The sequence below is a fragment of the Kocuria sp. LHG3120 genome (genome assembly GCF_049897445.1).
Taxonomy (GTDB): domain Bacteria; phylum Actinomycetota; class Actinomycetes; order Actinomycetales; family Micrococcaceae; genus Kocuria; species Kocuria rosea.
Genome location: NZ_JAFCWG010000005.1, coordinates 47,817 through 73,942 on the forward strand (window position 1 = coordinate 47,817; position 26,126 = coordinate 73,942).

General features: G+C 72.5%; 22 protein-coding genes. 10 read left to right on the forward strand and 12 right to left on the reverse strand.

The window, feature by feature from the left end:
* Nucleotides 1–78 precede the first annotated feature (78 nt).
* The 4 genes from ACP7CD_RS11080 to ACP7CD_RS11095 all read left to right on the forward strand — a co-directional run bounded on the left by ACP7CD_RS11080 (nt 79) and on the right by ACP7CD_RS11095 (nt 6,558).
* Complete coding sequence (locus ACP7CD_RS11080) at nt 79–1,107, forward strand: extracellular solute-binding protein (protein ID WP_035924383.1); 1,029 nt, start codon at nt 79–81, stop codon at nt 1,105–1,107.
* Between the two features lie 89 nt (nt 1,108–1,196).
* Nucleotides 1,197–2,795: an ABC transporter permease gene (locus ACP7CD_RS11085; protein ID WP_109243522.1), complete on the forward strand. Its 1,599-nt coding sequence runs from the start codon at nt 1,197–1,199 to the stop codon at nt 2,793–2,795.
* Nucleotides 2,792–3,976 carry an ABC transporter ATP-binding protein gene (locus tag ACP7CD_RS11090; protein WP_426120212.1) on the forward strand — a complete coding sequence of 395 codons (1,185 nt, stop codon included), beginning with the start codon at nt 2,792–2,794 and terminating at the stop codon, nt 3,974–3,976. Before ACP7CD_RS11085 ends, ACP7CD_RS11090 begins: the two co-directional genes overlap by 4 nt.
* 23 nt (nt 3,977–3,999) lie before the next feature.
* The gene (locus ACP7CD_RS11095; protein ID WP_426120213.1) at nt 4,000–6,558 is read left to right on the forward strand and encodes an AMP-binding protein; all 2,559 of its coding nucleotides are present in this window, start codon (nt 4,000–4,002) and stop codon (nt 6,556–6,558) included.
* On the opposite strand, the gene ACP7CD_RS11100 is transcribed toward ACP7CD_RS11095, so the two are convergent.
* The 5 genes from ACP7CD_RS11100 to ACP7CD_RS11120 form a co-directional block, all read right to left on the reverse strand.
* On the reverse strand, nt 6,539–7,660 hold the full coding sequence (locus ACP7CD_RS11100; protein ID WP_035924381.1) for a hypothetical protein: 1,122 nt from the start codon (nt 7,658–7,660) through the stop codon (nt 6,539–6,541). The two genes, ACP7CD_RS11095 and ACP7CD_RS11100, sit on opposite strands and share 20 nt — an antisense overlap.
* Before the next feature lie 115 nt (nt 7,661–7,775).
* Nucleotides 7,776–8,792 carry an ABC transporter permease subunit gene (locus tag ACP7CD_RS11105; RefSeq protein ID WP_017835056.1) on the reverse strand — a complete coding sequence of 339 codons (1,017 nt, stop codon included), beginning with the start codon at nt 8,790–8,792 and terminating at the stop codon, nt 7,776–7,778.
* Nucleotides 8,789–9,754, reverse strand: coding sequence for an ABC transporter ATP-binding protein (locus tag ACP7CD_RS11110; protein ID WP_115163287.1), 966 nt, complete (start codon nt 9,752–9,754; stop codon nt 8,789–8,791). Before ACP7CD_RS11110 ends, ACP7CD_RS11105 begins: the two co-directional genes overlap by 4 nt.
* Nucleotides 9,755–9,894: 140 nt before the next feature.
* Complete coding sequence (locus tag ACP7CD_RS11115; protein WP_426120214.1) at nt 9,895–11,124, reverse strand: glycosyltransferase 87 family protein; 1,230 nt, start codon at nt 11,122–11,124, stop codon at nt 9,895–9,897.
* Nucleotides 11,125–11,275: 151 nt separating this feature from the next.
* The gene (locus tag ACP7CD_RS11120) at nt 11,276–12,688 is read right to left on the reverse strand and encodes a CCA tRNA nucleotidyltransferase (protein WP_426120215.1); all 1,413 of its coding nucleotides are present in this window, start codon (nt 12,686–12,688) and stop codon (nt 11,276–11,278) included.
* Between the two features lie 124 nt (nt 12,689–12,812).
* Between ACP7CD_RS11120 and ACP7CD_RS11125 the strand changes: the two genes are divergently transcribed.
* The 6 genes from ACP7CD_RS11125 to ACP7CD_RS11150 all read left to right on the forward strand — a co-directional run bounded on the left by ACP7CD_RS11125 (nt 12,813) and on the right by ACP7CD_RS11150 (nt 19,622).
* The gene (locus tag ACP7CD_RS11125) at nt 12,813–13,313 is read left to right on the forward strand and encodes an NUDIX domain-containing protein (protein WP_017835060.1); all 501 of its coding nucleotides are present in this window, start codon (nt 12,813–12,815) and stop codon (nt 13,311–13,313) included.
* Between the two features lie 82 nt (nt 13,314–13,395).
* Complete coding sequence (gene murJ, locus ACP7CD_RS11130; RefSeq protein ID WP_426120302.1) at nt 13,396–15,018, forward strand: murein biosynthesis integral membrane protein MurJ; 1,623 nt, start codon at nt 13,396–13,398, stop codon at nt 15,016–15,018.
* 202 nt (nt 15,019–15,220) lie between these two features.
* A complete protein-coding gene (locus ACP7CD_RS11135) occupies nt 15,221–16,663 on the forward strand; it encodes a hypothetical protein (protein WP_109221580.1) in 1,443 nt (480 codons plus the stop codon).
* 133 nt (nt 16,664–16,796) lie between these two features.
* Complete coding sequence (gene trxB, locus ACP7CD_RS11140) at nt 16,797–17,828, forward strand: thioredoxin-disulfide reductase (protein ID WP_017835062.1); 1,032 nt, start codon at nt 16,797–16,799, stop codon at nt 17,826–17,828.
* Nucleotides 17,829–17,963: 135 nt separating this feature from the next.
* Entirely contained in the window at nt 17,964–18,299 is a 336-nt protein-coding gene (gene trxA, locus ACP7CD_RS11145; RefSeq protein ID WP_017835063.1) for a thioredoxin, read from the forward strand.
* 114 nt (nt 18,300–18,413) lie between these two features.
* Nucleotides 18,414–19,622, forward strand: a complete 1,209-nt coding sequence (locus ACP7CD_RS11150; protein WP_323632756.1) for a peptidoglycan-binding protein — start codon at nt 18,414–18,416, stop codon at nt 19,620–19,622.
* An 84-nt stretch (nt 19,623–19,706) separates the two neighbouring features.
* Here the strand turns inward: ACP7CD_RS11150 and ACP7CD_RS11155 are convergent, their stop codons facing one another.
* The 7 genes from ACP7CD_RS11155 to rnpA form a co-directional block, all read right to left on the reverse strand.
* Complete coding sequence (locus ACP7CD_RS11155) at nt 19,707–20,915, reverse strand: ParB/RepB/Spo0J family partition protein (RefSeq protein WP_419720447.1); 1,209 nt, start codon at nt 20,913–20,915, stop codon at nt 19,707–19,709.
* A 700-nt stretch (nt 20,916–21,615) separates the two neighbouring features.
* Entirely contained in the window at nt 21,616–22,512 is an 897-nt protein-coding gene (locus tag ACP7CD_RS11160; RefSeq protein ID WP_109268899.1) for a ParA family protein, read from the reverse strand.
* A gap of 323 nt (nt 22,513–22,835) precedes the next feature.
* On the reverse strand, nt 22,836–23,507 hold the full coding sequence (rsmG, locus tag ACP7CD_RS11165) for a 16S rRNA (guanine(527)-N(7))-methyltransferase RsmG (RefSeq protein WP_336650545.1): 672 nt from the start codon (nt 23,505–23,507) through the stop codon (nt 22,836–22,838).
* On the reverse strand, nt 23,507–24,127 hold the full coding sequence (locus ACP7CD_RS11170) for a protein jag (RefSeq protein WP_017835068.1): 621 nt from the start codon (nt 24,125–24,127) through the stop codon (nt 23,507–23,509). The genes rsmG and ACP7CD_RS11170 overlap by 1 nt, the downstream gene beginning before the upstream one ends.
* An 85-nt stretch (nt 24,128–24,212) precedes the next feature.
* Nucleotides 24,213–25,199 (reverse strand): membrane protein insertase YidC, encoded by a 987-nt coding sequence (gene yidC, locus ACP7CD_RS11175; protein WP_035924361.1) that lies wholly within the window; start codon nt 25,197–25,199, stop codon nt 24,213–24,215.
* On the reverse strand, nt 25,196–25,636 hold the full coding sequence (yidD, locus tag ACP7CD_RS11180) for a membrane protein insertion efficiency factor YidD (protein WP_035924359.1): 441 nt from the start codon (nt 25,634–25,636) through the stop codon (nt 25,196–25,198). Before yidD ends, yidC begins: the two co-directional genes overlap by 4 nt.
* Entirely contained in the window at nt 25,633–26,046 is a 414-nt protein-coding gene (gene rnpA / locus ACP7CD_RS11185) for a ribonuclease P protein component (protein WP_095650041.1), read from the reverse strand. Before rnpA ends, yidD begins: the two co-directional genes overlap by 4 nt.
* Nucleotides 26,047–26,126 lie beyond the last annotated feature (80 nt).

Sequence of the window (26,126 nt, forward strand, 5' to 3'; positions counted from 1 at the left end):
GTCCGATTAGGATACGCTTTCGTTGCCAAATGATCGTCGCGCGGTCCCCGAGCGCCGCGCCCTCCGGAAGAGGCCCCGATGCGTCGTCGTTCCCTGTACGTCACCACCGGCATCCTGACCGCGCTGACGACCCTGGTCACGGGGTGCGGCACGCTCGGTCTGGGTGAGCAGCCCGCCGACCTGCAGATCTACTCGGCACGCCACTACGACCTCGAGGGCGCCTTCGGCGATTTCACCGACGAGACCGGCATCAGCGTCGAGTTCATCACCGGTGACGACGCCGAGCTCCTCGAACGCCTCAAGGCCGAGGGGGACGACAGCCCCGCGGACGTGTTCATGACCGTGGACGCGGGCAATCTCTGGAACGCCGCCCGGCAGGACGAGCTGGCCGCACTGGACTCCGCGACCCTCGACGAGGCGGTCCCGGAGGACCTGCGCGATCCCCAGGGCAGGTGGTACGGCCTGGCGATGCGCGCGCGCACCGTGACCTACAACCCGGACAACGTCGACACCGCGGAGTTCGACCCCGAGGAGACCTACGCGGGACTGGCCGACCCGAAGTGGCAGGACCGGCTGTGCATGCGGGACGCCACCTCGGCCTACACCCAGTCCCTCGTGGCGAGTCTGATCGACCTGCACGGCCGGGAGCGGGCGCTCGAGATCGTCGAGGGCTGGGTCGACAACGGCGTGCAGATCATGAGCAACGACATCCTCCTGCTCGAGGCGATCGACGCCGGGACCTGCGACGTGGGCATCAACAACCACTACTACCTGGCGCGCACCCTCGAGGAGAACCCGGACCTGAAGGTCGACCTCTTCTGGGCCAGCCAGGAGGGTGCCGGGACGCACGTGAACATCTCCGGGGCCGGCGTGGTCGAGGGCTCCGACAACGCCGAGGACGCCCAGCGGCTGATCGAGTGGCTCGCGACCGACGGCCAGAATGCGTTCGTGGACGCGAACCACGAGTTCCCGGTCAACCCCTCCGTGGAGCCCGCGCCCAGCATCGCGGCCTTCGGCGAGTTCGAGCGGATGCCCCTGAACGCCGAGGCCTACGGGGACCTCAACGCCGAGGCCGTCGACCTGCTGGCCGAAGCCGGGTATCAGTGACCGAACCCGCCGTCCTCGCACCGACGAGGACATCGGCCCGCCGACCACGCCGGGCGCCCGGTTCAGGGCGCCCGGCGTGGTCGGCGCTCGTGGTCCTCGTCGCCGTGGTGGTGGCCACCCCGGTCCTGGCGTTGGTCGTGGACGGCCTGGGAAGCCTGGGCTCCGCCGCCCCGCCCCGCGACCTGGGCCGGATGGTGCTCACCACGCTCCTGCTGATGCTGGGCGTGGGCGCGGGCACCCTCGTGGTGGGCGGCGGGCTCGCCTGGCTCGTGACGGCCTTCCGCTTCCCCCTGCGGGACGTCCTGGTCTGGCTGCTGGTCCTGCCCCTGGCCATGCCGGCCTACATCCTCGGCTTCGTGTTCCTCTCCGTCTTCGACGTGGCCGGACCGGTGCAGGGGGCCCTGCGCTCCGTTCTGGGGCCGGACGTGTGGGTGCCTGAGGTCCGCTCGCTGCCCGCAGCCGTGCTCGTGATGTCCCTGACCCTCTACCCGTACGTCTACCTCCTGGCGCGCTCCGCACTGGTCGAGCAGACGACCGGGACCTACGACGCCGCACGGACCCTGGGTGCGGGCCGGGGGCGCGCGCTCCGGCGGGTCCTGGTCCCCCTGGCACGGCCCTCGCTCGCGGCCGGGCTGGCGCTCGTGATGATGGAGACGCTCACCGACTTCGCCACGGTGCAGTACTTCAACGTGCAGACGGTCTCCGTGGGGGTCTACCTGGTCTGGAAGGGCACCTTCGACTTCCACTCCGCCACCCAGCTCGCCGTGCTCGTGCTGCTGTTCGCCGTGGCCGTGCTGACCGGCGAGCGACTGCTCCGGGGAAGGGCCCGGTTCCACCAGCGGGGCGGCCGCGGCCAGGGCCTGCAGCCGCAGCGGCTCACCGGGTGGCGCGCGTGGGGCGCCACCCTGCTCGCCCTCGCCGCGCTCTCCGCCGGATTCCTCGTACCCGTGCTGCAGCTGCTGGTGTGGGCCGTCGGGGAGGCCGTCGGCAACCCCGCCTCCCTCTCGGACCCGCGCTTCGCGCAGTACCTCGGCAACAGCCTCGTGGTCGCCGGGATCGCCGCCGTGGCCTGCGTGGCGCTCTCGCTCGCCGTCGCCCACGGGGTGCGGATGGGCGGCGGCCGGGCGGTGGCCTTCGCGGCGCAGCTCACGACCTTCGGCTACGCCGTTCCCGGGGCCGTGGTGGGCATCGGCGTCCTCATCGCCTTCGCCGGGCTGGACACGGCGCTGGAACGGGCGGGCGTGCCCGGGGGCACGGGTCTGCTGGTGACGGGTTCGGTGCTCGGCATCCTCTACGCCTACGTGATCCGCTTCCTCGCCCCGGCCTACCAGGCCGTGGACGCGAGTCTCGCCAAGATCTCCCCCACCGTCACCTTCTCCGCGCAGAGCCTCGGCGCGTCCCCGCTCCGCGTCCTCACCCGCGTGCACCTGCCCATCGCCCGCCCGGGGGTCGCCACGGCCCTCGTCCTCGTGATGATCGACGCCGTGAAGGAGCTGCCCATCGTGCTGCTGCTGCGCCCGTTCGGCTTCACGACGGCCTCCGTGTGGGTCTACGAGCTGGCGCGCGAGAACTTCTGGGAGAAGGCCGCCCTGCCGGCGCTCGTGATCGTGGCGGCGGCGGTGGTGCCCGTGTTCTTCCTCGTCCGGCAGGCCCACCGGGCGGACCGCCACGGAAAGGTGTCCTCATGACCGTGCAGACCACGAGCCCTCGCACCGCGTCCGGCAGCGACGGCGCCGTGCCCGCCCTGGTCCTGGAGGCGCTGAGCAAGCACTACGGGTCCTCCGTGGGCGTCAGCGGACTGGAGCTGACGGTCCCGCCCGGCGAGCTGGTGACGCTCATCGGCCCCTCCGGCTGCGGCAAGTCCACCACGCTGCGCCTCGTGGCGGGCCTGGAACGGCCGGACGAGGGCACGATCCGGATCGCCGGGGACGTGGTGGCGGGCCGGCACCGTTTCCAGGAGCCCGAGCGGCGGAGGGTGGGTCTCGTCTTCCAGGACCACGCCCTGTTCCCGCACCTGACGGTCGCGAAGAACGTGGCCTTCGGCCTGGACCGGCTCCCGCGCGCCGGACGGCAGGCCCGTGTGGGTGAGGTCCTCGAGCTCGTGCGGCTGGGACACCTCGCGCACCGCTATCCCCACGAGCTCTCCGGCGGCGAGCAGCAGCGCGTGGCCCTGGCCCGGGCGCTGGCCCCCCGCCCCGCCGTCATGCTCCTCGACGAGCCGTTCTCCAGCCTGGACGAGTCGCTGCGTGCGCAGGTGCGCCGGGACACCGTGGCCACGCTGCGCGAGACCGGGACCACCGCCGTGCTGGTCACCCACGACCAGACGGAGGCCCTCTCGGTCGGCCACCGCGTGGTGGTCATGCACGACGGGGTGATCGAGCAGTCCGACACCCCGGAGCAGGTCTTCGAACAGCCCGCCACCCGGTTCGTGGCGTCCTTCATGGGGGACGCCGACTTCCTGCCCGCCCGCGTCCACCGTGCGCTGCTCACGTGCGAGATCGGCATCGTCTCCACCGTGCCGGGATGGGCCAACAGCGACGTCGACGTCGACGTCGTGCTGCGCCCCCACGAGGTGGCGCTGGAGCCGGACCCCGAGTCCCCGGCGCGGGTCAGTGCGGTCGAGTACCACGGCGCGTTCGTGCTGCACCACGTCCGGCTGGCCTCCGGCCGCACGCTGCGCTCCTGGCAGCCCCACAACGTGCGCCACCCCGTGGGGACCCCCGTCGCCGTGACGGTCACGCCCGGGACCACCCCCACGCTGCTCGTCGACGACCGGGCCGTCACCGCCCCGCCCCCGCGGTCCGCCGACGGGACGTCGAACCGGCGATCCCGCATGTCGGACGAATTAGGCAATACTTTCCTTCGCTAAAGATCTTCTCTACCGTAGTGCGGGTGAGCCTTCAACCTGACCTTGCCCGGGTCGCCTTCGCCGCCGATCTCGCCCGCCACGGGGACCGCCCCGCCGTCCTCACGGGCGAGCACGTCCTGAGCTACCGGGAACTGGCGGCCCGGGTCGAGGACCTGGCCGCGCGTCTCGGCACGGAGCGCCGGCTGGCCGTGCTCACCGCGTCCAACGACGTCGACTCCCTCGTGGCCTACCTTGCGGCCCTCACGGCCGGTCACCCGCTCCTGCTGGTCCCGGCGGACAAGCCTGCAGCCGTCGAGGCGCTGGTGGCGGCCTACGACCCCGACGTCCTGCTGCGGAGCGCCGGGAACGGGACCCCGGTCGTCGAGGAACGGCGCCCGGGCACCCGGCACGAGCTGCACCCCGACCTCGCCCTGCTGCTGAGCACCTCCGGCTCGACGGGCTCCCCGAAGCTCGTGCGGCTCTCGCACGAGAACCTGGCGGCCAACGCCGAGGCGATCGCCGAGTACCTCGGCATCGGCCCCGACGACCGCGCCGCGACCACGCTGCCGATGTCCTACTGCTACGGGCTGTCGGTGCTCAACAGCCACCTCTGCCGTGGCGCCGCGGTGGTGCTGACGGACCACTCCGTGGTCGATCCCTGCTTCTGGGACCTCGTCCGCGCCCACCGGGCCACGTCCTTCGCGGCCGTGCCCTACACCTTCGAGCTGCTGGAGCGCGTCGGCTTCGCGGAGATGGACCTGCCGCACCTGCGCTGCGTCACGCAGGCGGGTGGACGGCTCGCCCCGGAGAAGGTCCGTCACTGGGCCGGAGCCGGCGAGCGGGCCGGCTGGGACCTGGTCGTGATGTACGGGGCCACGGAGGCCACCGCCCGGATGGCCTACCTGCCCCCCGGGCTGGCGGCCGAGCGGGCCGGGACGATCGGGGTGCCGATCCCGGGCGGGGAGTTCCGCATCGAGCCCGTGGACGGACTGCCGGACGGCGAGCTCGTGTACAGCGGGCCCAACGTCATGCTCGGCTACGCGGAGCGCCCGGAGGACCTCGCCGCCGGGCGCACGGTCGAGGACCTGCGCACCGGGGACCTCGCCCGCCGCCACCCCGACGGGCTCTACGAGGTGGTGGGGCGGCGCAGCCGGTTCGTCAAGATCGTGGGCCTGCGCGTGGACCTCGGGCAGGTCGAACGGATCCTCGCCGAGCTCGGCGTGAGCGGGGCCGCCGCGGGCTCCGACGAGCGCGTGGTCGTGGCCGCCGAGGGCGAGCAGGACACGGCCCTGCTCGCCAAGGTCGTGGCCGAGAGCATCGGCCTGCCCCGCCCTGCCGTCGAGGTGCACCCCGTGGAGGAGCTGCCCCGGCTGGGCACGGGCAAGGTGGACTACCCGGCGGTCCTGGCGCTCGGCACACCGCCCCCCGTCGCCGAGGCGGTGCCGCGCCGGGCGGAGGGACCCGAGGACGTCCGGCGGATCTTCGCCGACGTGCTCGACCGCCCCGACGTCGGCGACGACGACACGTTCGTCTCCCTCGACGGGGACTCGCTGTCCTACGTGGCGGCCTCCGTCCGTCTCGAGCAGGCCCTGGGGCACCTCCCCACGGACTGGCACCTCACCTCCGTCCGCGACCTGGCGGCCCGGGCCGCCCCCCGGCGGCGACGGCTCGTGTCGTTCCTGGAGACCGGCATCGTGCTGCGGGCCGTGGCCATCGTGCTGATCGTGATGACGCATGTGGAGCTCTTCACGCTCCAGACCGCCCATGTGCTCTTCGCCGTGGCCGGCTACAACTTCGCCCGGTTCCAGCTCCACGGCGAACGGCTCCCGCGCCTGCGGCGCCAGCTGCGCAGCCTCGGACGGATCGTGCTGCCCTCCGCGGCGTTCATCGCCCTGGCGCACCTGCTCACCGACGACTACACCTGGGCCAACGTCTTCCTGCTCAACGGCATCGTGGGGCCGCAGCACCTGACGACGCAGTGGCACTTCTGGTTCGTGGAGATGCTCGTCTACGTGCTCGTGGCCGTCACGGCGTTCATGGCGCTGCCGTGGGCGGACCGCGCCGAACGGCGCTTCCCGCTGGCGTTCCCGCTCGCACTGCTCGCGATCGGGCTGCTCAGCCGGTACGACATCGTGGACCCGGGACTGCCGAAGCCCGCCCCGGTCTTCTGGCTCTTCGCGCTCGGCTGGGCCGCCGCCCGGACACGGACGGTCCTGGAACGGTCCCTCGTCACTCTCCTCACGCTCCTGACGGTGCCGGGGTACTTCGACAGCACCGTGCGGGAGGTCACGGTGATCACCGGTGTCCTCCTGCTGCTGTGGGTGACCGCGCTGCCCGTTCCGGCCGGCCTGCGGCGCGTCACGGGATGGCTGGCCGCGGCCTCCCTGTACGTCTACCTCACCCACTGGCTGGTCTATCCCGCCCTGCTGCCGGTCTCGCCCGTCCTGGCCGTGGTCGCCTCCCTCGTGGCAGGGGTGGCCTACTGGGTGCTGGCCGACCGGGTGCTGGGGGGTCTCCGGCGCGCGCCCGCGCGCACGGCGGCGCCCGTCGAGGCGACGCCCGCCGAGGCGGCGCCGCCCGCGACTACTCCAGGCCCACGCTGATCTCGGCGCTCTGGCCCGTGGAGCGCACGGCGGCGCGGACGGGGAACTCGATCCGCTCCGTGACGGTCTCCCCGTCCTCCTCGTAGCTCAGCCGCGCCTCCGCGGGCCGGTGCGCGTCCGCCGTCCAGCGCAGCGGGTCCGCCGGGTCCGGGACCAGGACCAGGGCGGGCCGGGAGACCAGCCGCCACCGGACGCCGGTGATCTCCGGGTCCGGCGTCCCGGTCGCCGCCGCGGACGGCTCGAGCGGCTCCTGCGGGGCCGCCCAGCGCCGGGACGAGGGGCAGTCCTCGGGGGACAGCTCGTCAGAGTCGGTGCAGCTCTCCAGCCATTCCTCGATCCGGTCGTCGACCTCCTGCCACATCCTCGGGGAGGGCTCGATCCGCAGCGCCACCGAGGCCGGTGCCGGATCCCGGAACGCCACGGTGTGCGGCTCCAGGGGCGGGTCCGCCGTGTAGTAGGAGTTCCCGGGCAGCCCGATCGCGTAGTTCCCGGGCAGGGCCTCGAAGCGCCAGGTGCCGCCGGGGCCCTCGGGGTCGGGCACCCGGTCGTCCGGGTCCGGGCGGACGGTCTCCCCGTTGACGGAGAGCTCGTCGAGGGGGGCGGGCAGGTGGATCGAGAAGGGGGCCGCGTCCGGGGAGTCGAGCTGCCACTGGTCGTTGAAGGGACCGCTGCGCCGCACCTGGTGCACCCCGTAGACGTGGACCTCCTCCCGGTCCCGGGCGCCGTCGGGTCCGTCCCACCACACGCGCGCCCGGATCTCGGCGCGGCTCCCGCGGCGGTCCACGCCCAGGATCTCGTAGCCGCCGATCCGCCCCGCGGCGTTGCGGTACACGCGGTTCGAGAAGATGTTCAGGGTGGGGTCCGCCACGACGGCCTCGGTGCGGGACAGCAGCTGCCGCGAGCGCCCGTTCTCGAGCCCGCCGAGCCACGTGGCCACCGGGTCCTGCGGCTCCCGGTCCACGAAGACCCAGTTGACCACGGAGCTGAACACGGTCACGAGGACCACCACGACCGTCAGCCAGTGCAGCAGGGTCCGCCGCAGGCCCCGGGCGTCGACCGCGGAGAGGGCCTCGCCGGCCTCCCGCTCCCGTGACACCGACACCGCAGCTCCCGTTCCCCAGGGGTCCGTCCGGCACTCGGCCCGGACGGTGCGGGCCGCGTCCCGGCCCACCAGCTCACATCGTAGGGCCGGCGTCGCCGCCGGGACGGAAGAACCGCTAGAGCGCGCGCCTCCGGGTGGCCAGGATCCCGGCCGCGACGAGCACCAGGCCCCAGGCGCCGTAGACGAGGCCGGACTCCACGTGGGTGAGCACCGGGTCGGCGGACTGGTACATCGTGGTCAGCTGGGTGCCGGCCGCCCCCGGGGAGTACGGCTTGACGTCCTCGAGCCACTCGAAGGACAGCGCGAACAGCACGATCTCCAGGACCATCACCAGCACCACGAGCACCACGATCCCCCACGTCGTGGACTTCAGCAGGGCCCCGAGCCCGAAGCCCAGCCACGCGGTGACCATGTAGAAGACGCCCACCGCCAGGACGTTGAGCAGGACGGGCTCCTGCCACACGTCGTAGCCGAGGTCCCCGCCCGCCAGGACCGGCTGGACGACGAGGTGGCACAGGAGCCCGCTGAGCACCCCGAAGAGGAACGCGACCACGGAGAGCACCACGGTCTTGGCGAGCATCACCGGGGTGCGCCGCGGCACCGCCGTCATGGTGGTGCGGATGGCGCCGGTGGCGTACTCGGAGCCGATGAACAGCACGGCCAGCGCTCCCAGGAGCAGCATGACGAGCTGCAGGCCGCTGTTGGCGCTGGTCATGGCCAGGTACTCGCTGAAGCCCATCCCGTCCGGCAGGGCAATGTCGGACTGCGCGGCGATCTGCTGGTCCGACTCGGCGGCGAACGCGTCCTGCTGCTGCTGGACCTCCTCCTCGGTGAGCCCGAGCTCCTCCGGGGACCGTCCGTCCAGTGACTCGTCGACCTGCTCCTGCGCGGCCTGCTCGTTGAAGCTCTGCAGCGACGTGGTGCTCCAGGCGCCCAGCGCTGCGAAGCCGAGGGAGAGGAGCAGGGCGACGCCGAGCAGGATCCAGTGCGAGCGCAGGGAGCGGAACTTGATCCACTCGGAGTGCAGGACCCGGCCGAAGCCCAGCCGCACCCGGGACGCGGGGTCGGACGGCCCGGTGCGCTCCGGGGTACCGGTCTGCGGGTGGGGGGCGGTCGAGGTGCTGGTGCTCATGCTCGGTCTCCGGTTCGTGCGTCGGCGCCCGCCCAGGGCGCCGGGTCGGTCGGTGCGGGAGCGCCGCCGGAGCGGTACTCGACCTCGTTCTGGGTCATGGCCATGTACACGTCCTCGAGGGTTTCCGTGAGGGGGGTGAGCTCGTGGACCAGCACCCCGTGGGAGAGGGCGGCCTCGGCGATGCGCCGCGGCTCCGGCCCCGTGACCAGGAGTCCGTCGTCGTCGAACTCCGTGATGCCGGCGTCCGTGCCCTGCAGGGCGCGGCGCATCGCCTCCCGGTCGGTGGCGCGCAGCCGGGTGCGCGTGCGGCCCCCGGCGAGGATCTGCTGGATCGGCGCGTCCGCGAGGATCCGGCCCCGGCCGATCACCACGAGGTGGTCGGCGGTCTGCGCCATCTCGGACATGAGGTGGGAGGACAGGAAGACCGTGCGGCCCTCCGAGGCGAGGAACTTGGCGAGGTGGCGCACCCACACCACGCCCTCGGGGTCCAGTCCGTTGACGGGCTCGTCGAGGATCACGGTGTGCGGGTCGCCGATCAGCGCCGCGGCGATCCCGAGGCGCTGGCCCATGCCGAGGGAGAAGCCTCCCACCCGCTTGTCGGCCGCGGCCCCGAGCCCCGTGAGGTCCACGACCTCCTGGACGCGGGACTTGGCGATGCCGTGGGTCGCGGCGAGCGCCGAGAGGTGCGCGCGCGCGGTGCGCCGGGGGTGGACCGCCTTCGCGTCCAGCAGCACCCCGACCTCCGCGAGCGGCGCCCGGTGCTGGGCGTACGGCCTGCCGTTGACGCGGGTGTGGCCCCGGGTCGCGGACTCCAGCCCGACGACGAGGCGCATCGTGGTCGACTTGCCGGCCCCGTTGGGCCCCAGGAACCCGGTCACCCGGCCGGGGCGGACGGTGAAGCTGACGTCGTCCACCGCCGTCTTGCCGCCGTAGGTCTTCGTCAGGTTCTCGATCTCGATCACCGGCGCTCCTTCCGAGCACTCGTCGGTTCTTCTCCGCCACCAACCTACGGGAGAGCCGGCGCGGGACGGCACCGCCGTCAGGATGAACCCGTGCGGGCGTGGCGGCCGCCGGCCTCCCCCTCCCGGCGGAGCCGGGACGCTCAGCCGGCCTCGGAGAGCCCGATCCGCCGCGCCTGACCGCCCCGCAGGACGTCGACCGCGACCGCGACCACCAGGAGGACGAGGAGCAGCACGCGCACCGCCGCGAGCAGGTCCTGCGCGTCCCAGCCGATCAGGCCGAGCCCGGGCAGCACCGGCCAGGTCGGCTCGGGCAGGACCAGGGTGGTCCACCACAGGACCTCGACGAGCTGCCAGGCGGCGAACTCGAGCCAGTTGCGCCGGCTGAGCACCACGAGGGGCGCCAGCCAGAGCACGTGGACGAGGGAGTAGGCGGGGCCGGAGAGCACGAGCACGGCCAGCAGGAGGAACGCGATCTGGACGACGCTGGGCTCCTGCCGGGTGAGCAGGGTCAGCACGAGCACCGCCACGAGACCCAGCACGAGGGCCAGGAGGACCCACTGCCCCGCCCCCGCCGGGTCCGCACCCGTGCGCGCCTGCTCCACCCGGGCCCAGACGCCCCAGGAGGAGGAGCCCTCCACGGGCCCGTCCCAGGGCAGGCGGAGCTGCCGGACCCACCGGTCCGGGGCGGAGAGCAGGAACGGCCCGTTGACCAGCGCCCAGGTGAGCAGCGTCCCGGCCAGGACCACTGCGAAGTCCCGGAACTGCCGGTACCGCACGGCCAGGAGCAGCACGGCCAGGAGGACCACCAGGGGGAACAGCGCCACGGACGCCGCGAGCCCCAGCAGGATCCCCGCCGGCACGGGGCTGCCCCGGACGTGGAACAGCAGCGCCAGCATCATGAGCAGCACGGCCCACAGGTCCCACGTGCCGAAGCCCACCAGGACCGCCACCGGTGCGAGCGCCAGCACGAACGCGTCCGCGCCGCGCCTGCCGGAGAGCGCGGAGACCGCGGCCACCGTGCCGATCCACACCAGGGCCAGCAGCAGCACGGAGAGGTCGGCGAACACGCCCCGGTCCACGTCCGTCCCGAACAGCGCGGAGAGGTGGGCCGCGAACCAGCCGACCACCGTGGTGATCATCCCGACCAGGGCGGGCTGGTCCCCCGCGGGCCCGCCCGTGAAGAACCCGCCCGCCCCGGACGCCTCGCCGGCCGCGATCTCGGAGGCGCACAGCGCGGGCAGGCTCTCCGCGGCGCCCCAGCCGGGCACCCGGCAGGGCAGCCGCAGCAGCCAGGCCGTCATGACCGCGTAGAGGCTCAGGCCGACGAGCAGCGCCCGGTGGCCGCCCCGGGACCCGCCCAGGGGGCTCACGGCCCCTCCCGCCGTCCGCGCAGCACACCCGCCGCGACCCCGACCCCGGCCAGGAGGACCGCGGCGGGGTCGGAAGATATACCTCGACCGATATATGCACTCCAGGGGCAGCAGAGGGTGTTCCCGGCGGCGCCGGCGCCGGACCGGGGGCTCACAGGGTGTCCGTGGCCCAGGCCCGCAGCCGCCGCTCGGCCTCCTCCGGCCCCAGCTCCCCCTCGTCCAGGCGCAGGTCCAGCAGGAACTTGTAGGCCCGGCCCACCGCCGGCCCCGGCGGGATGCCGAGCACCGCCATGATCCGCTCGCCGTCCAGCTCCGGTCGCACGGCGTCGAGCTCCTCGCGCGCGGAGAGCTCCTCGATCCGCGCCTCGAGGTCGTCGTAGGCGGCGGCGAGCCGTGCCACCTTCCGCCGGTTCCGGGAGGTCACGTCCGCCCGTGTGAGCCGGTGCAGCCGCTCCAGGCACTCCCCGGCGTCCCGGACGTAGCGGCGCACGGCGGAGTCGGTCCACTCGGCGTCCCCGTAGCCGTAGAAGCGCATGTGCAGCTCGACCAGCCGGCCCACCGTCCTGATCGTGTCGTTGTCGAAGCGCAGGGCCCGCATCCGCTTGGCCGTGAGCTTCGCGCCCACCACCTCGTGGTGGCGGAAGCTCACGGCACCGGACTCCTCGAAGCGCCGGGTCGCGGGCTTGCCGACGTCGTGCATGAGCGCGGCGAAGCGCAGCGCGAAGTCGGGCCCGGGCACGGGGCCGTCCGGACCGGACTCCAGGGCCGCGGCCTGCTCCATGACGGTCAGGGAGTGCTGGTAGACGTCCTTGTGCCGGTGGTGCTCGTCCGTCTCGAGCTGGAGCGCGGGCACCTCGGGCAGCACGACCTCGGCGAGCCCCGTGCTCACCAGGAGGTCGATGCCGCGGCGGGGCCGGCGCCCGCAGACCAGCTTGACGAGCTCCTCCCGCACGCGCTCGGCCGAGACGATCGCGATGCGCTCCGCCATGCCGGTCATGGCCGCGCGCACCTCGGGCGCCACCTCGACGTCGAGCTGGGACGCGAAGCGGGCGGCGCGCATCATGCGCAGGGGGTCGTCCGAGAAGGAGTCCTCCGGGGCGCCCGGGGTGCGCAGCGCCCGGGCGTGCAGGTCCTTGATCCCGCCGTGCGGGTCCACGAGCTCCAGGCCGGGCAGCCGCAGCGCCATGGCGTTGATGGTGAAGTCGCGGCGGAACAGGTCGTCCTCGAGGGAGTCGCCGAAGGCCACCTGCGGCTTGCGGGAGTCCGCGTCGTAGGCCTCGGCCCGGTAGGTGGTCACCTCCAGCTGGACGTCGCCGCGGCGCATCCCGATGGTCCCGAAGGCGCGGCCGATCTCCCACACCGCGTCCGCCCACCCCGTGACCACGGCGAGCGTCTCCTCGGGAGTCGCGTCGGTGGTGAAGTCCAGGTCCAGGGAGGGCCGGCCGAGGAAGAGGTCCCGCACGGGCCCGCCCACGAGGGAGAGCTCGTGGCCGGCGGCGGAGAACCGCCGCCCCAGGTCGAGGGCGGCGGGGTGGATCGCGTGGGCGTCGGGGAGCTGCGTCATGGTGCCGCCCATTGTTCCAGACCCCGGGGCGCGGACCCGGCCGCCGCGGCCCCGCCGGAACCGACCGCCGGAGCCCCTCCCCCGCTCCGGCGGGAGCCCGGGCGATTGTGGCAAGGTAGGAGACATGGCTTTCCCCGTACCCAGCGCACCGAAGAAGCGGCCGACCGCGCCGGCCGCTGCGCTGCCCACGGTCGAGGAAGTCTCCGCCGGCGGGATCGTCGTCGACCTCGGCGCGCCCTCCCACCCGGTGGCCATCATCGCCCGGATCAACCGCGGCGGGCGCCTCGAGTGGTGCCTGCCCAAGGGCCACCCCGAGGGCGAGGAGTCCAACGAGGAAGCCGCGATCCGCGAGATCGAGGAGGAGACCGGCATCGCCGGTGAGGTGCTGAGCCCGCTGGGCAGCATCGACTACTGGTTCACGGTCTCCGGGCACCGCGTGCACAAGACGGTGCACCACTTCCTGCTGCGCGCCACGGGCGGTCACCTCACCACGGACAACGACCCCGACCACGAGGCCGTGGACGTCGCCTGGGTGAACATCGACGACCTCGGCCGGAAGCTCTCCTTCCCCAACGAACGGCGCATCGCCGACATCGCCCGTGAATACATCATCCACCAGCTCTGAGACCGCGGAGCCCTCCGGGCCGGCCGGGAAGGGCACCCCGGCGGCCCCGGCCCGCCGCTCGGGCGCGGCCTCCAGCGCCATCATGGCCTCGGGCACGCTCGTCTCCCGCGCGCTGGGGTTCGTCAAGACGGTCCTCATCACGGTGGCGATCGGCTCCATCACGACCGTCTCCGACGTCTTCGAGCTCGCGAACACGCTGCCGAACCTGATCTACGTCCTCGTGGCGGGCGGCATCTTCAACGCCGTCCTGGTGCCGCAGATCATCAAGGCCTCCAGGACCGCCGACGACGGCGGGGCCGACTACATCGCCCGCCTGCTCACCCTCGCCGTGCTCGCCCTGCTGGGGGTGACGGCGGTCGTGGTGCTGCTGGCGGGACCCATCATCCGGACCATGGGCACCGACTGGACCGAGGAGCAGCTCTCGCTCGGGCTGACGTTCGCGCTGTTCACGTTCCCGCAGATCTTCTTCTACGGCCTCTACACCGTGGTGGGGCAGGTCCTGAACGCCCGCGGCGCCTTCGGCTGGTACATGTGGGCGCCGGTGGTCAACAACGTGGTGGCCATCGCCGCGCTGCTCGTGTTCGTCCAGCAGTTCGGGGCGTACGCCGAGACGGTGCACACCCTCGAGAACTGGTCCCCGGCCAAGACCTTCTGGCTGGCGGCCATGGCCACGGTGGGCGTCGCGGCCCAGGCCCTCGTGCTGTTCTGGCCGCTGCGCCGGCTCGGGCTGGGACTGCGCCCGAAGTTCGGCTGGCGCGGCATCGGCCTCTCCACCGCGGCGCGGCTCGCGGGCTGGACCCTCGCCACCGGGGTCCTCGCCAACCTGGCGTTCCTGACCCTGACCAAGGTCGCGGCGATCCCCACCGGCTACCGCCCGGAGTACCTCGCGATGGACCCGCCGCAGCAGATCGCGGGCGTGGCGGCCCTCAACCAGGCCTCGATGCTGTACTCCCTCCCGCACGGGGTGATCGGGCTGTCCATCGCCACGGTGCTGTTCAACCGGATGGCCGCCGCCTCGACGGACGGGGACCGGGCCGGGATGGTCGCGTCCCTGTCCTCGAGCCTGCGCATCACCGGGGTGGCGACGGTCTTCGCCACCGTCGCCCTCGTGGTCTTCGCCGGCCCCCTCGGCATGCTCTTCAGCGGCGGCGTCCCCTCCGCGGGGGCCGTGGTCGGCCAGGTGATCACGGTGATCGCGATCGGCGCGCCCTTCATGTCGGTGTCCTTCATGCTCGGCCGGGCGTTCTACGCGCAGGAGGACGCCCGCACCCCGTTCCTCGTGCAGGTCGGCGTCGCCCTCTTCACCGTGGTCTCGGCGCTGCTGATCTGGTCGTTCGTCCCGCCGGACCTCATCGTCTTCGCGGTCGCCGCGTGCTACGCGGCCCAGAACGTCCTGAGCGCGCTGATCTACCACGTGGTCCTGGTCCGCCGGATCGGGGACTACGACGTGGCCCGGATCGTGGACTCCCACGCCCGGATCCTCGTGGCGTCCCTGCTCGCCGGCGCGGTGGGTGCCGTGGCCCTGGTCCTGCTCGGCGGATACGACCCCGCCGGCTTCCCCTGGACCAACCAGCTGACGGCGATCGCGACCGTCGCCGCGGGCGGGACCGTCATGGGGATCGCCTACCTGGGCGCCCTCAAGCTCTGCCGCGTCCGGGAGCTCGACAGCCTCGTGCGCCCGCTCCTCGCGCGCCTCGGCCGCTGACCGCCCCGACCGGGCGGACCGGGCGCCCGGACCGAGCGCTCGGACCGGCCGTGTGACGAGGCTCTCGGCCGCGGGAGGCCGGGACCGGTAAAGTGCTGAGTGGTCGGTGACGTGGGTCAGGAACACCCCTTCTGCCCCGCCGGCCACCCCCGCCCGCGAATTCCGGCCCCCGCCGCGGATTCCCGACCCCCAGGGAGCCAACGTGCCCGCACCGATGAAGCTCGGTTCCGTCCTCGGCGGCCGCTACAAGGTCGTCACCGACGTGCTGGCCACCGCCGAGGGCGACCGCGTGCTCGAGGGACAGGACCAGATCCTCGGCCGCCGCGTGTCGATCCTGCTGCCCGCGGAGCGGCACACGTCCCTGCTCGTGGAGAACGCCCGCTCCATGGCCAACGGCAGCATCGGCGCCCCCTTCCAGATCCTGGACCTGGGCCAGGCGGAGGCGCACACCTACCTCGTGACCTCGCACACCCCGGCCGCGGACATGCTGGACTCCCTGCTCGTGGAGCCGGACGACGTCGAGGACGAGTCCCTCAGCGACGACATCTTCGGCGCCCCGCGCGGCAGCGGCCCCGGGTCCTACGTGTACGACGAGCCGGACCCCACCAGCCCGACCCCCGTGGTCGCGACCGAGGCCTCCGACGACCTCGGCGGCGCGGCCCCCCAGCCCAAGGTCACCCGGTGGCGGGACGACGACTCGTACGACGACGCCGCGCCCGCCCCCTCGGTGCGCACCCGTCTCGGCCGGCCGGTGCGGGTCAGCGCCACCTCGACCCGCTCGACCCTCTTCGACCGCGCGGCGGCGAGCGGCACGGCGGCCTCGGCCGTCCGCACGGCCGGGACGGACATCGACCCGGGCTACGACGGCGACAACCGCTACGACAGCTACGACGACTACGACGACGGGCACCCGGACACGCCCCACGGGCCGGAGGAGGCGGCCGCGGCCGCGCCGCCGCGCCGGGAGGCGACCGCGGACCGGCCGCAGAAGGGCGGCCGGGGCCTGCTGCTGCTCCTGCTCCTGCTCCTGGCCCTGCTGATCGGTGCCGTGGTGTTCAGCTTCGACCGGCTGGGCGGACTCTTCGCCGGCTCGGAGAGCCCTGAGCCCGCCGTGAGCGCGCCGGCCGAGGAGCAGGCCGGGGCGGAGCAGGTGCAGCCCAGCCCCGAGCCGGAGGCCCCGGCCGCCGAGCCGGAGCCCCGCGCCGTCACCCGGGTGGTGCCCACCGACCCGGGCTTCATGGCCGACCAGGACGCGCAGCTGGGCCAGATCGTCGACGGCAACCCGTCCACCTACTGGATCAGCTACGGGTTCTCCGACCCGAACTTCGGCAACCGGACGCCGAGCGTCGGCCTCGCCGTGCAGCTCGAGGAGCCCGCGCCCGTGGAGACGCTCAGGCTCAGCCAGTCGGCCGGCTCGGGCGGGATGTTCGACGTGTACGTCAACGACACCCCGAGCCTGGACGGCGCCGACCAGGTGGCCTCCGGCTCCTTCACGGGCCCGGAGATCACGGTTCCGCTCGCCGCGGCCGCCCAGGACGAGGACCAGCAGTACGTGATCGTGAACTGGACGCAGCTGCCGCAGCTGACGAACCCCATCGCCGGGTTCAACCACGGCCTGCGGATCGGCGAGATCCAGCTCGACTGAGGGCCCCGCTCCCCCCGCCGGACCCGCCGGGGCGGGTCCGGCACCGGAATATCCGCCGCGCGCGCCCCGTTGTGCCAGTGGTCCCTGCGGTCGGCGTGCCCGGCCGCTCCCTGTACGGAAGGTCTGCAGAACAGTGAGCCCCGACTTCGGTCCCGTGATCAACGCCCTCAACCTCGTCCCCTCGACCGGCGAGCCGAAGGCCGGCGCGGACGACGAGACCGTCCACGAGGTGATCATCGTGGGATCCGGCCCCGCCGGGTACACCGCGGCCGTCTATGCGGCGCGCGCCAACCTCCACCCCATCGTCTTCGCCGGGTCCGTGACCGCGGGCGGTGAGCTGATGAACACGACCGAGGTGGAGAACTACCCCGGGTTCATCGACGGGATCCAGGGCCCGGAGCTGATGTCCAACATGCAGCAGCAGGCGGAGCGCTTCGGCGCCGACATCCGCTACGAGGACGTCGTCGCCCTCGAGCTCGAGGGCGAGGTGAAGACCGTGACCCTCGAGGACGGCTCCGTGCACCGCGCCCACGCCGTGATCCTCGCGACCGGCTCCGCGTACCGGGAGCTCGGCCTGCCGGACGAGAAGCGGCTCTCCGGCCACGGGGTGAGCTGGTGCGCCACCTGCGACGGCTTCTTCTTCAAGGAGCAGCACATCGCGGTGGTCGGCGGCGGCGACTCCGCCCTCGAGGAGGCCACGTTCCTCTCCCGCTTCGCCTCCAAGGTCACGATCATCCACCGCCGGGACAGCTTCCGCGCCTCCGAGATCATGCAGCAGCGCGCCTTCGACGACCCCAAGATCGAGGTCCTGTGGAACGCCGAGGTCGTGGGCATCAACGGCGAGGACAAGGTCCGCTCCGTCACCGTCCGTGACACGGAGTCCCACCAGACCTCGGAGCTGCCCGTGACGGGGCTGTTCGTCGCCATCGGCTCCGATCCCCGCACCGCCCTGGTCAAGGACCAGCTCGAGCTCACCGTGGACGGCACCATCGCCGTGGACGGCCGTAGCTCCACCACGAGCCTCGCCGGGGTCTTCGCGGCGGGCGACGTCGTGGACGCCACCTACCGCCAGGCCATCACGGCGGCGGGCTCCGGATGCGTCGCCGCCGTCGACACCGAGCACTACCTCGCCGCCCTGCACGACCGCTCGGTCCTGCACAGCTGAGCCGTCCCGGTCCGGGCGCCGCCGGCGCCCGGACCGGCATGGGCCATAATCGAACCAGATCCGCCTTCCGCACCACGTCACCCAGAGCGGTCCGGGCACGCCGACCGCGCGCCCGGCACCCGGACAAGGAGAAACATGAGCGCCGCCAAGAACGTCACCGACGCCGACTTCCGCACCGAGGTCCTCGAATCGGACAAGCCCGTCATCGTGGACTTCTGGGCCGAGTGGTGCGGCCCCTGCCGCATGGTCGGCCCGGTCCTCGACGCGATCGCCGCCGAGCACGCCGACGCCGTCGAGGTCGTGAAGCTGAACGTGGACGAGAACCCCGCCGTGGCGTCCCAGTACGGCATCACGTCCATCCCCGCCATCTACCTCTTCTCCGGCGGCGAGGTGGTCAAGAAGGCCATCGGTGCGAAGCCGAAGAGCGCCCTCGAGAAGGAGTTCGCCGACTACCTCGTTCCCGGGAACTGAGCGGACCCCCGACATCCGCGACACCCCGGGCTCGTCCGCCCCTCCCCCGTCGGGGAGGGGCGGACGAGCCGCTGTCCTGGCGCCACGCCGACCCCTCCGACCCGTGGGACACCCGTGAACAACGACGACACCGAACCGATGCTGCGCCGGACCATGACGAGCCGCCGGGTGGTCAGCCTGCGGGAGCGGCTGCTCCGGGCCGGCGTCACCGTGGCCTACCTCGCCCCGCAGGACGTCAACAACCCCTCCTACTTCGACGACCACGTCGACGCCGCCGTGCGCGCCTTCCAGCAGGAGCGCGGGCTCATCGTGGACGGTCTGGTGGGCCCGGAGACGGACCGGTGCCTCAACGAGGCGCAGTACGCCCTCGGTGACCGCCCGCTCTACGCCGACGACGACCACCCGCTCCGGGGCGACGACGTCAGCATGCTGCAGCACAACCTCTCGCGGTTGGGTTTCTACTACGGACACTTGAACGGGGTGTTCGGCAGCAGCACGCACCACGCGGTCATGGAGCTCCAGCAGAGTCTGGGTCTCGGGGCCACCGGAGTGGTGGACCGCGAGACCATCGCCGCGCTCGCCCGGATCAACAAGAACATCACGTCCTCCAAGGCCTTCTCGCTGCGCGAGTACCACCGCCTGGAACGGGCTACCTCGGCCCTGCGCGGCCGCTCCGTGGTGCTGGTCCCGTCCGGGGCAGCGGGTCAGCAGCCGCCGGCCTCGGCGGCGCCGGACTTCCGCGACCGCGCCGACGAGGTGACCCGGGACGTCGCCGTCCGCGCCTCCGAGCTGCTGCACGAGATCGGTGCCGACCCCTCGGTGGTCTCGCCCGGGCGGAAGCTCCACGACCGCCGCGGCGTGCCCGTGCGGACCGCAGACTCCACCCGGGAGGCCGTCGCCGGGAGCCGGACGGACTCCGTGGTGGTCACCCTGCACTGCGACTGGAACGCCTCCCCCGCCGCCGGCGGTGTCGCCTCCTACTACTGGGGCGAGCAGGACCGCTCCGAGATCTACTCCCCCATCGGCGAACGGGCCGCGGTGCTCGTGCTCAAGGAGATGGTCGCCCGGACCGGGGCGCTCGATCTCGGCACCCACGCCCGGCAGTGGGACCTGTTGCGCTCCCAGGACGCGCCGACCATCTGGCTCGACCTCGGCTACCTGTCCAGCCCTGCCGACCGGGCCGCCCTCGCCGATCCCGAGCACCGGAACCACCTGGCCGAGGCCGTCGTCTTCGGTCTGCAGCGCATGTTCCTGCTCGCGGAGGACGACGTGCCCACGGGCACCATGAGCGTCGACGACGTCGCCAAGTACAACGGACGCTGAACCGCCCCGCCGGGCAGACCCGGCGCACGGAAGAGCCCCGGTGTTTCACGTGAAACACCGGGGCTCTTCCGTGCGATCGGTGGTCTAGGTGCGGTCCATCCCGGGGTCCAGCACCTCGATGATGCGATTCAGGTCCTCCACCGAGGCGAACTCGATGGTCATCTTGCCCTTGCGGGCGCCCAGGGCGATCCGCACGCTCGTGTCCAGGCGGTCGGAGAACGCCTCCGCGATGTAGTCGAGCCGCTCCTTGTTGCGCCCGGCCGGGGCGGCCGCCCGCTGCGGCTTGCGCTCCCCCGTCTCCGTCAGCTGCACGGCCTCCTCCGTGGCCCGGACCGAGAGCCCCTCCGCCACGATCCGCTGCGCGAGTCGTTCCATCTGCGCGGGATCGGCCAGGGACAGCAGGGCGCGGGCGTGCCCCGAGGAAAGCACGCCGGCGGCCACACGGCGCTGGACGAGCGGCGGCAGCCGGAGCAGACGGATCGTGTTGCTGATCTGGGGGCGGGATCGGCCGATGCGCCGGGACAGCTCCTCCTGCGTGGCGCCGAACTCCTCCAGCAGCTGCTGGTAGGCCGCGGCCTCCTCGAGCGGGTTCAGCTGGCTGCGGTGCAGGTTCTCGAGCAGGGCGTCCCGGAGCAGGTCGTCGTCCGCCGTCTCGCGGACGATCGCCGGGATGGTCGGCAGCCCGGCGCGCTGGGTGGCACGCCACCGCCGCTCGCCCATGACCAGTTCGTACGACTGCTCCCCCTCCTCGCGGGTGGGTCGCACCACGATTGGCTGCAGCACACCGAGCTCGCCGATCGAGTACGCGAGCTCTACGAGCTCCTCCTCGTCGAACACCTGACGGGGCTGCTTGCGGTTGGGGTGGATGGCCGCGACCGGGATCTCGGCGAACGTGGCGCCGGGCACCGCCGCCAACTCCTCGACCGCCGCGTCCGTTTCACGTGAAACATCGCCCGCGGACGTACCGGAAGCGGGACGGTCCGTCACGGCGGTCGCCTCGGTCGCCTCTCCTGCGCCGGAATCACCTGTCACCTCCGGCGCATCGCCCGCGGCGGCGGGGCCGACCGGGGAGACATCGAGTCGCTGCTGCTCCGGCCCCGCCGCGGTTCGGCTGCGCCCCCCGGACGGGGCCTCGACGTCCTCCTCGGACGGGCGAGCCTCCTTCGGATTCGATGTTTCACGTGAAACGCCGGCCCGGTTCCCTGGACCGGGTTCCGTCGTCGTCGACGACGTCTCCCCGGAGTCAGACGCCGGCGCGGCGTCCGGGGCACCGGCCGATGGCAGGAAGAACATGTCGGAGGGCCGGCTGACGAGTGTCGTATTGCGCAGGGCCTCGCCCATGTCCATCCGCGCTTTCATGGCCTTCTGCCGCGCCGCAGGGCTGACAGTCCTGCTCCGCCCCCCGGCAGCCGACCGCTTCGCCGGCTCGGCGGACCCGGGCTGCTCGGGGACGTCGTCTGCTTCTGCGGTCCCGCCAGCGGGACGCGTGGCGGCCTTCGACGTGGTCCGGGTCCTGGTGGCTGGCTTTCCGCCGGCTGAGGGCCGCTGCGTCGAAGTACCAGTTGCTGCGTCCGGCTGGTCGATCGAATTCTCAGCACGTGCGGGTGCGGCTTCGGCGAACGTCGTTTCACGTGAAACATCCGTGCGGGCCGCGTCCTTCCGGGACGTGTCCTCCGCGCTCGTCGACGGCACCGGAGCCGGGCCGACGTCCGCGCCCTGTTCCTCCTTCACCGGGGCCTCGGCAGCGGGTGCACTCGGAATGAGCGCCCCCAGACCTCGACCCAGTCCACGTCGTCGTTCGCTCACGATGTTCCTCTCCCTCGCCCGGCAATCCGGACAATTCTAGCCGAGCCGCGCGTTCCGACGTACCGTTTCACGTGGAACGGTGGGTCCCTTGCGCGCCGCGCGGGACGGAAACAGCAGGACGCCCGCCTCCAGAAGGAGACGGGCGTCGGGCGGGGGAGTGGCCGAGGAATGGCCCGGGGCCGCTCCGTCAGCGCTGGGCGCGCTGGGCGATCTCGGCCGCCGCCTCCAGGTAGGACAGCGCCCCCGTGGAACTGGGGTCGTAGCTGATGACGCTCTGCTGGTAGCTCGGCGCCTCCGAGATGCGCACGGAGCGGGGGATCATGGTCTCCAGGACCTCGGCGGGGAAGTGGTTGCGCACCTCTTCGGCCACCTGCGACGCGAGGTTGGTGCGACCGTCGTACATGGTGAGCAGGATCGTCGACACCGACAGCTCGGGGTTCAGGTGCTTCTGGATCATCTCGATGTTCTTGAGCAGCTGACTGAGCCCCTCGAGCGCGTAGTACTCGCACTGGATGGGGATCAGGACCTCGGTGGCCGCGACGAACGCGTTGAGGGTCAGCAGCCCGAGACTCGGCGGGCAGTCGATGAAGACGTAGTCGAGCCGCTCCAGACCGTCGGCCTCGCGCTGCTTCGCGTACGCCTCGAGCGCCCGGCGGAGCCGGTGCTCGCGCGCCACCATGGACACGAGCTCGATCTCCGCGCCGGCCAGATCTATGGTGGCCGGGACGACCCAGAGGTTGTCCGCCTCGGCGGACGGCTTCACCGCGTCAGCGATGGGCATCTCGTCGATGAGCACGTCGTAGGTGCTGTCGACCTCGGAGTGGTGCTCCACGCCGAGGGCCGTCGACGCGTTGCCCTGGGGATCGTTGTCGATGACGAGGACGTTCTGCCCCTGTCGGGCGAGGGCCACCGCGATGTTCACCGACGTGCTCGTCTTGCCCACGCCGCCCTTCTGGTTGCTGATCGTGAAGATCCGCGTTGCGGCGGGCTTCTCCAGCTGGACCTTCTTCAGCCTGGCGCGTCGCCTGGTCTCCTCCACGAGCTTCCTCCCCAGCGGCGTGTCCTCCGCCATCGTTGTGGTCATTTTGGGCAGCTGTCCGTCCGTTTCACGTGAAACACGAGTACCCCGATCAGGAACAACCTTGATCGATTGATCAAGCGGATCGGGGGGGAACTCGGCGTCGAAGCCTCGCGGACTTCCCGCGCCGTCGTCGATCGGCATCTGACTGCGCACCTTCCCGGTTCGTCTCGAACTCGTTCCGTCGGAGCACGCCTCCCGCGGGGGAGGGGTGCCTGGGACCGCGCCGCAGGTCAGGTTGCCGTCGACCCGTGGCCGAGCTCGGCGCACCGACCGTGGCACACTCCTCCCAGCCTACCGCCGACACCGCGCGGAGCAGGCGGCGGTGCTCAGAGCCGGACCCGCACCACCGTGGTGGGCTCCTCGAGCAGGTCGGCCCCGGCCGGGACGATCTCGGTGGACCGGGCGCCGAGCCGGTTCAGCTTCTTCTGCGCCTTGCGCACCTCGTCCGCCGCGGAACGGCCCTTGAGGGCGAGCAGCTCTCCGGTGCCGCGCAGCAGCGGCAGGGTGATGTCCACGAGGCCCACCAGGGCCGAGACCGCGCGGGCGGTGACCACGTCCACCTCTCCGACATCGTCCCGGGCCTGCTCCGCCCGGGCCCGAAGCACACGCACGTTCGTGAGCCCGAGGTCGGCCACGACCTCGTCCAGCCACTGCACGCGCCGCTCCAGCGGCTCGATGAGCGTGATCTGCAGGTCGGGCCGGGCCAGGGCGAGGCACAGCCCGGGCAGACCTGCGCCCGATCCGACGTCGGCCACGCGGGCGCCGGTCGCGATGAGCTCCTCGACCACGGCGCAGTTGAGCACGTGCCGGCTCCACAGCCGGGGCACCTCCCGCGGGCCGATGAGCCCCCGGACGATGCCGGATGACGCCAGGTGCGCCACGTAGCGCTCCGCCAGCGGCAGCCGCTCGCCGAACAGCCGCTCGGCGGCGCGCCGCTCCTGCTCGTCCGGGACCGGCGGGTCCTGCGGAGCGGGGGAGGGGCGCGGCTCCTCGGCCATCAGCCCTGCGGAACGGACACGACGATGTGCCGTGCCGCCCCTTCGCCCTCGGACTCGCTGACGAGACCCTGCTCGGCGACCACGTCGTGCACGATCTTGCGCTCGTAGGCGGACAGGGGGTCGAGGTGCACGCGCTCCCCGGTCTCCTGTGCCTCTCGCACGGCCGCCAGGGCCAGGTCCTGGAGCTGACCGGCCCGGCGGAGCCGGTAGCCGCCGATGTCGAGCACCAGGCGGGAGCGCCGGTCAGTGGCGGCCAGCACGGAGAGGCGCAGGAGCTCCTGGAGGGCCTCCAGGACCTCGCCGTCCTCGCCGACCAGCGCCGACAGGCCTTCGACGTCGTCCCCGTCGGCGACGACCGACAGGTAGGTGCGACCGTCGCGGACCTCGATGTCGATGTCGCCGTCGAGGTCCGCCGTGTCCAGCAGCTCCTCGAGGTAGTCGGCCGCGATCTCGCCCTCCTCCTCGAGCGGATCGACGGCGGCGGTCTCTGCGGCGGCGGTCTCTGCGGCCGGGGTCTCCGCGGCGGGGGCTCCCGCCCCGGCGCCGCGGTCGGCGTCGGCGCGCGGCGCGGGGGGCTGCACGTCGTCGGCGTCCTGGGTGGTCTGCCGGATGTCGGTCATGTCGTCTCCTGGGGCCGTGGAAGCACGGGGCCGGGCGCGCCGGCCCCGTGCGGGGAGGGGGTCGAGCCGGGTCGGCCGGCCGCGGTCATCGCGCCTGTTTCCGCTTCGCCTGCTGCCTCTGGCGCTTCTTGCCGACCGGCTGCTGACGCTGCCCGGCGGCGGCGCGGGCACGCTGCTCCTCGATGTCGGCCTCGTGCTCCTCCACGGTCTTGCCGACCGGGGGGAGCCCCTTGGCGGCGCGGCGCTCGTTGAGCTCCTGCTCGGCCTGCGAGCCCGGGGTCGGGTTGTTGCGGATGACCCACCACTGCTGGCCCATGGACCAGACGTTGGAGACGGTCCAGTAGATGAGGACGCCGATGGGGAAGTTGATGCCGCCGATCGCGAAGACCAGGGGGAACAGGTACAGCATCATCTGCTGCTGGCGGTACATCGGGGAGGCCTTCGCGGCCTCGCTCATGTTCTTGGCCGTCAGCTGCTTCTGGGTGAAGAACTGCGAGGCGGACATCGCGACGATCATCACGATCGCCAGGAGGATCGTGGCCACGTGGTTGCCGTCGCCGGGGTTGAGCAGCGTGGAGAACAGCGGGGCGCCGAAGAACGTGGCCTCGTTGAAGGACTGCACGGTGGCCGCGTTCAGGACGTGCACGCCCTCGCCGGCGGCCGCGGACCCGGGCACGCCGTTGAGGACCTGGAACAGCCCGAAGAAGATGGGCATCTGCACCAGGATGGGCAGGCAGGCGGAGAACGGGTTGGAGCCGTGGCTCTTGTACAGCTCCATCTGCTCCTGGGCCATGGCCTGCCGGGACAGCTGGTCCTTCTTGCCCTTGTACTTGGCCTGGAGCTTGGCCATCTCCGGCTGCAGCTCCTGCATGCCGCGCATGGACTTGATCTGCTTGAGGAACAGCGGGATGGTCAGCGTGCGCATGACCAGGGTCAGGCCTACGATGCACAGCACCCAGGTGATGCCCGCGGCGGGGTCCATCCCGAGGGCCGTCAGCATCTCGTGGAACACCCACAGCACGGCGGAGACGACCCACCTGAAGGGGAAGAGGATCATTTCGAACAGGTTCATGGGGAAGGCTCTCCTTGGGCCGCGGGACCGGTGGCCCCGGCGGGGTGGTGCTGGTGGCGCTCAGCAAGGGTGGGATGGTTCAGCAGGACGATCCGGGGAAGGGACGCGAAGTCGGGGAAGACCCGGCCCCCGTCCGGGACCCTGTCGATCCCACCCGCCGCCCAGGGGTGGCAGCGGAGGAGCCTGCGGACGCTGAGGCCCAGGCCGCGCACGGCGCCGTGCACCGTGACGGACTCGAGGGCGTAGGCCGAGCAGGAGGGGAAGTACCGGCAGACGTCCCCGTACAGGGGGGAGACGATGGTCCGGTAGAGCTTGAGACCCGCGATGAGCGCGTTCTGGGGCAGGAACCACAGGACCTGCCACGCGGACGCCGGGCGGACGAACTCGTGGGGGGCCGCCGCGAGGAGGTCCTCGGGCGCGTGAGCGTGCTCGCTCATGACTCCGGCTCCTCCCGTGCGGGTCGTCGGTCTGCTGCGGTGGTCGTCGTCCCGGCGGTCCCGGGAGCCCCGGCCCGCGCGGACGCCGTCCGCCACGCCTTCGCGTAGTCGGCGGCCAGCTCCGTCCAGTCCGCGCGGGAGGCGGGCGGCAGCGCGCGCACCACGACGTCGTAACCGTACGGGGCCTGCCTGACCGTGGTCTGGGCGAGTTCCCGGAGGCGTCGCTTCACCTTGTTGCGGCGCACGGCGTTGCCCACGGCCTTCGAGACGACGAAGCCGAACCGGGCCGGGTGCTCCTCGCCGGTGGGACGCACATAGACGACGACGTTCCGGCGCCCGTTGCGGGCGCCGGAACGCGTGGTGGCCGAGAACTGGGCCGAGGTCCGGATCCGGTGCTGTTCAGGCAGCACGGTCCCGCTCCTGCACGGTCGGCGGCTCGGGCGGCTCCGGCACGACGAGGAGCGCCCGTCGCGGGGCGGTCCTCGGAAGC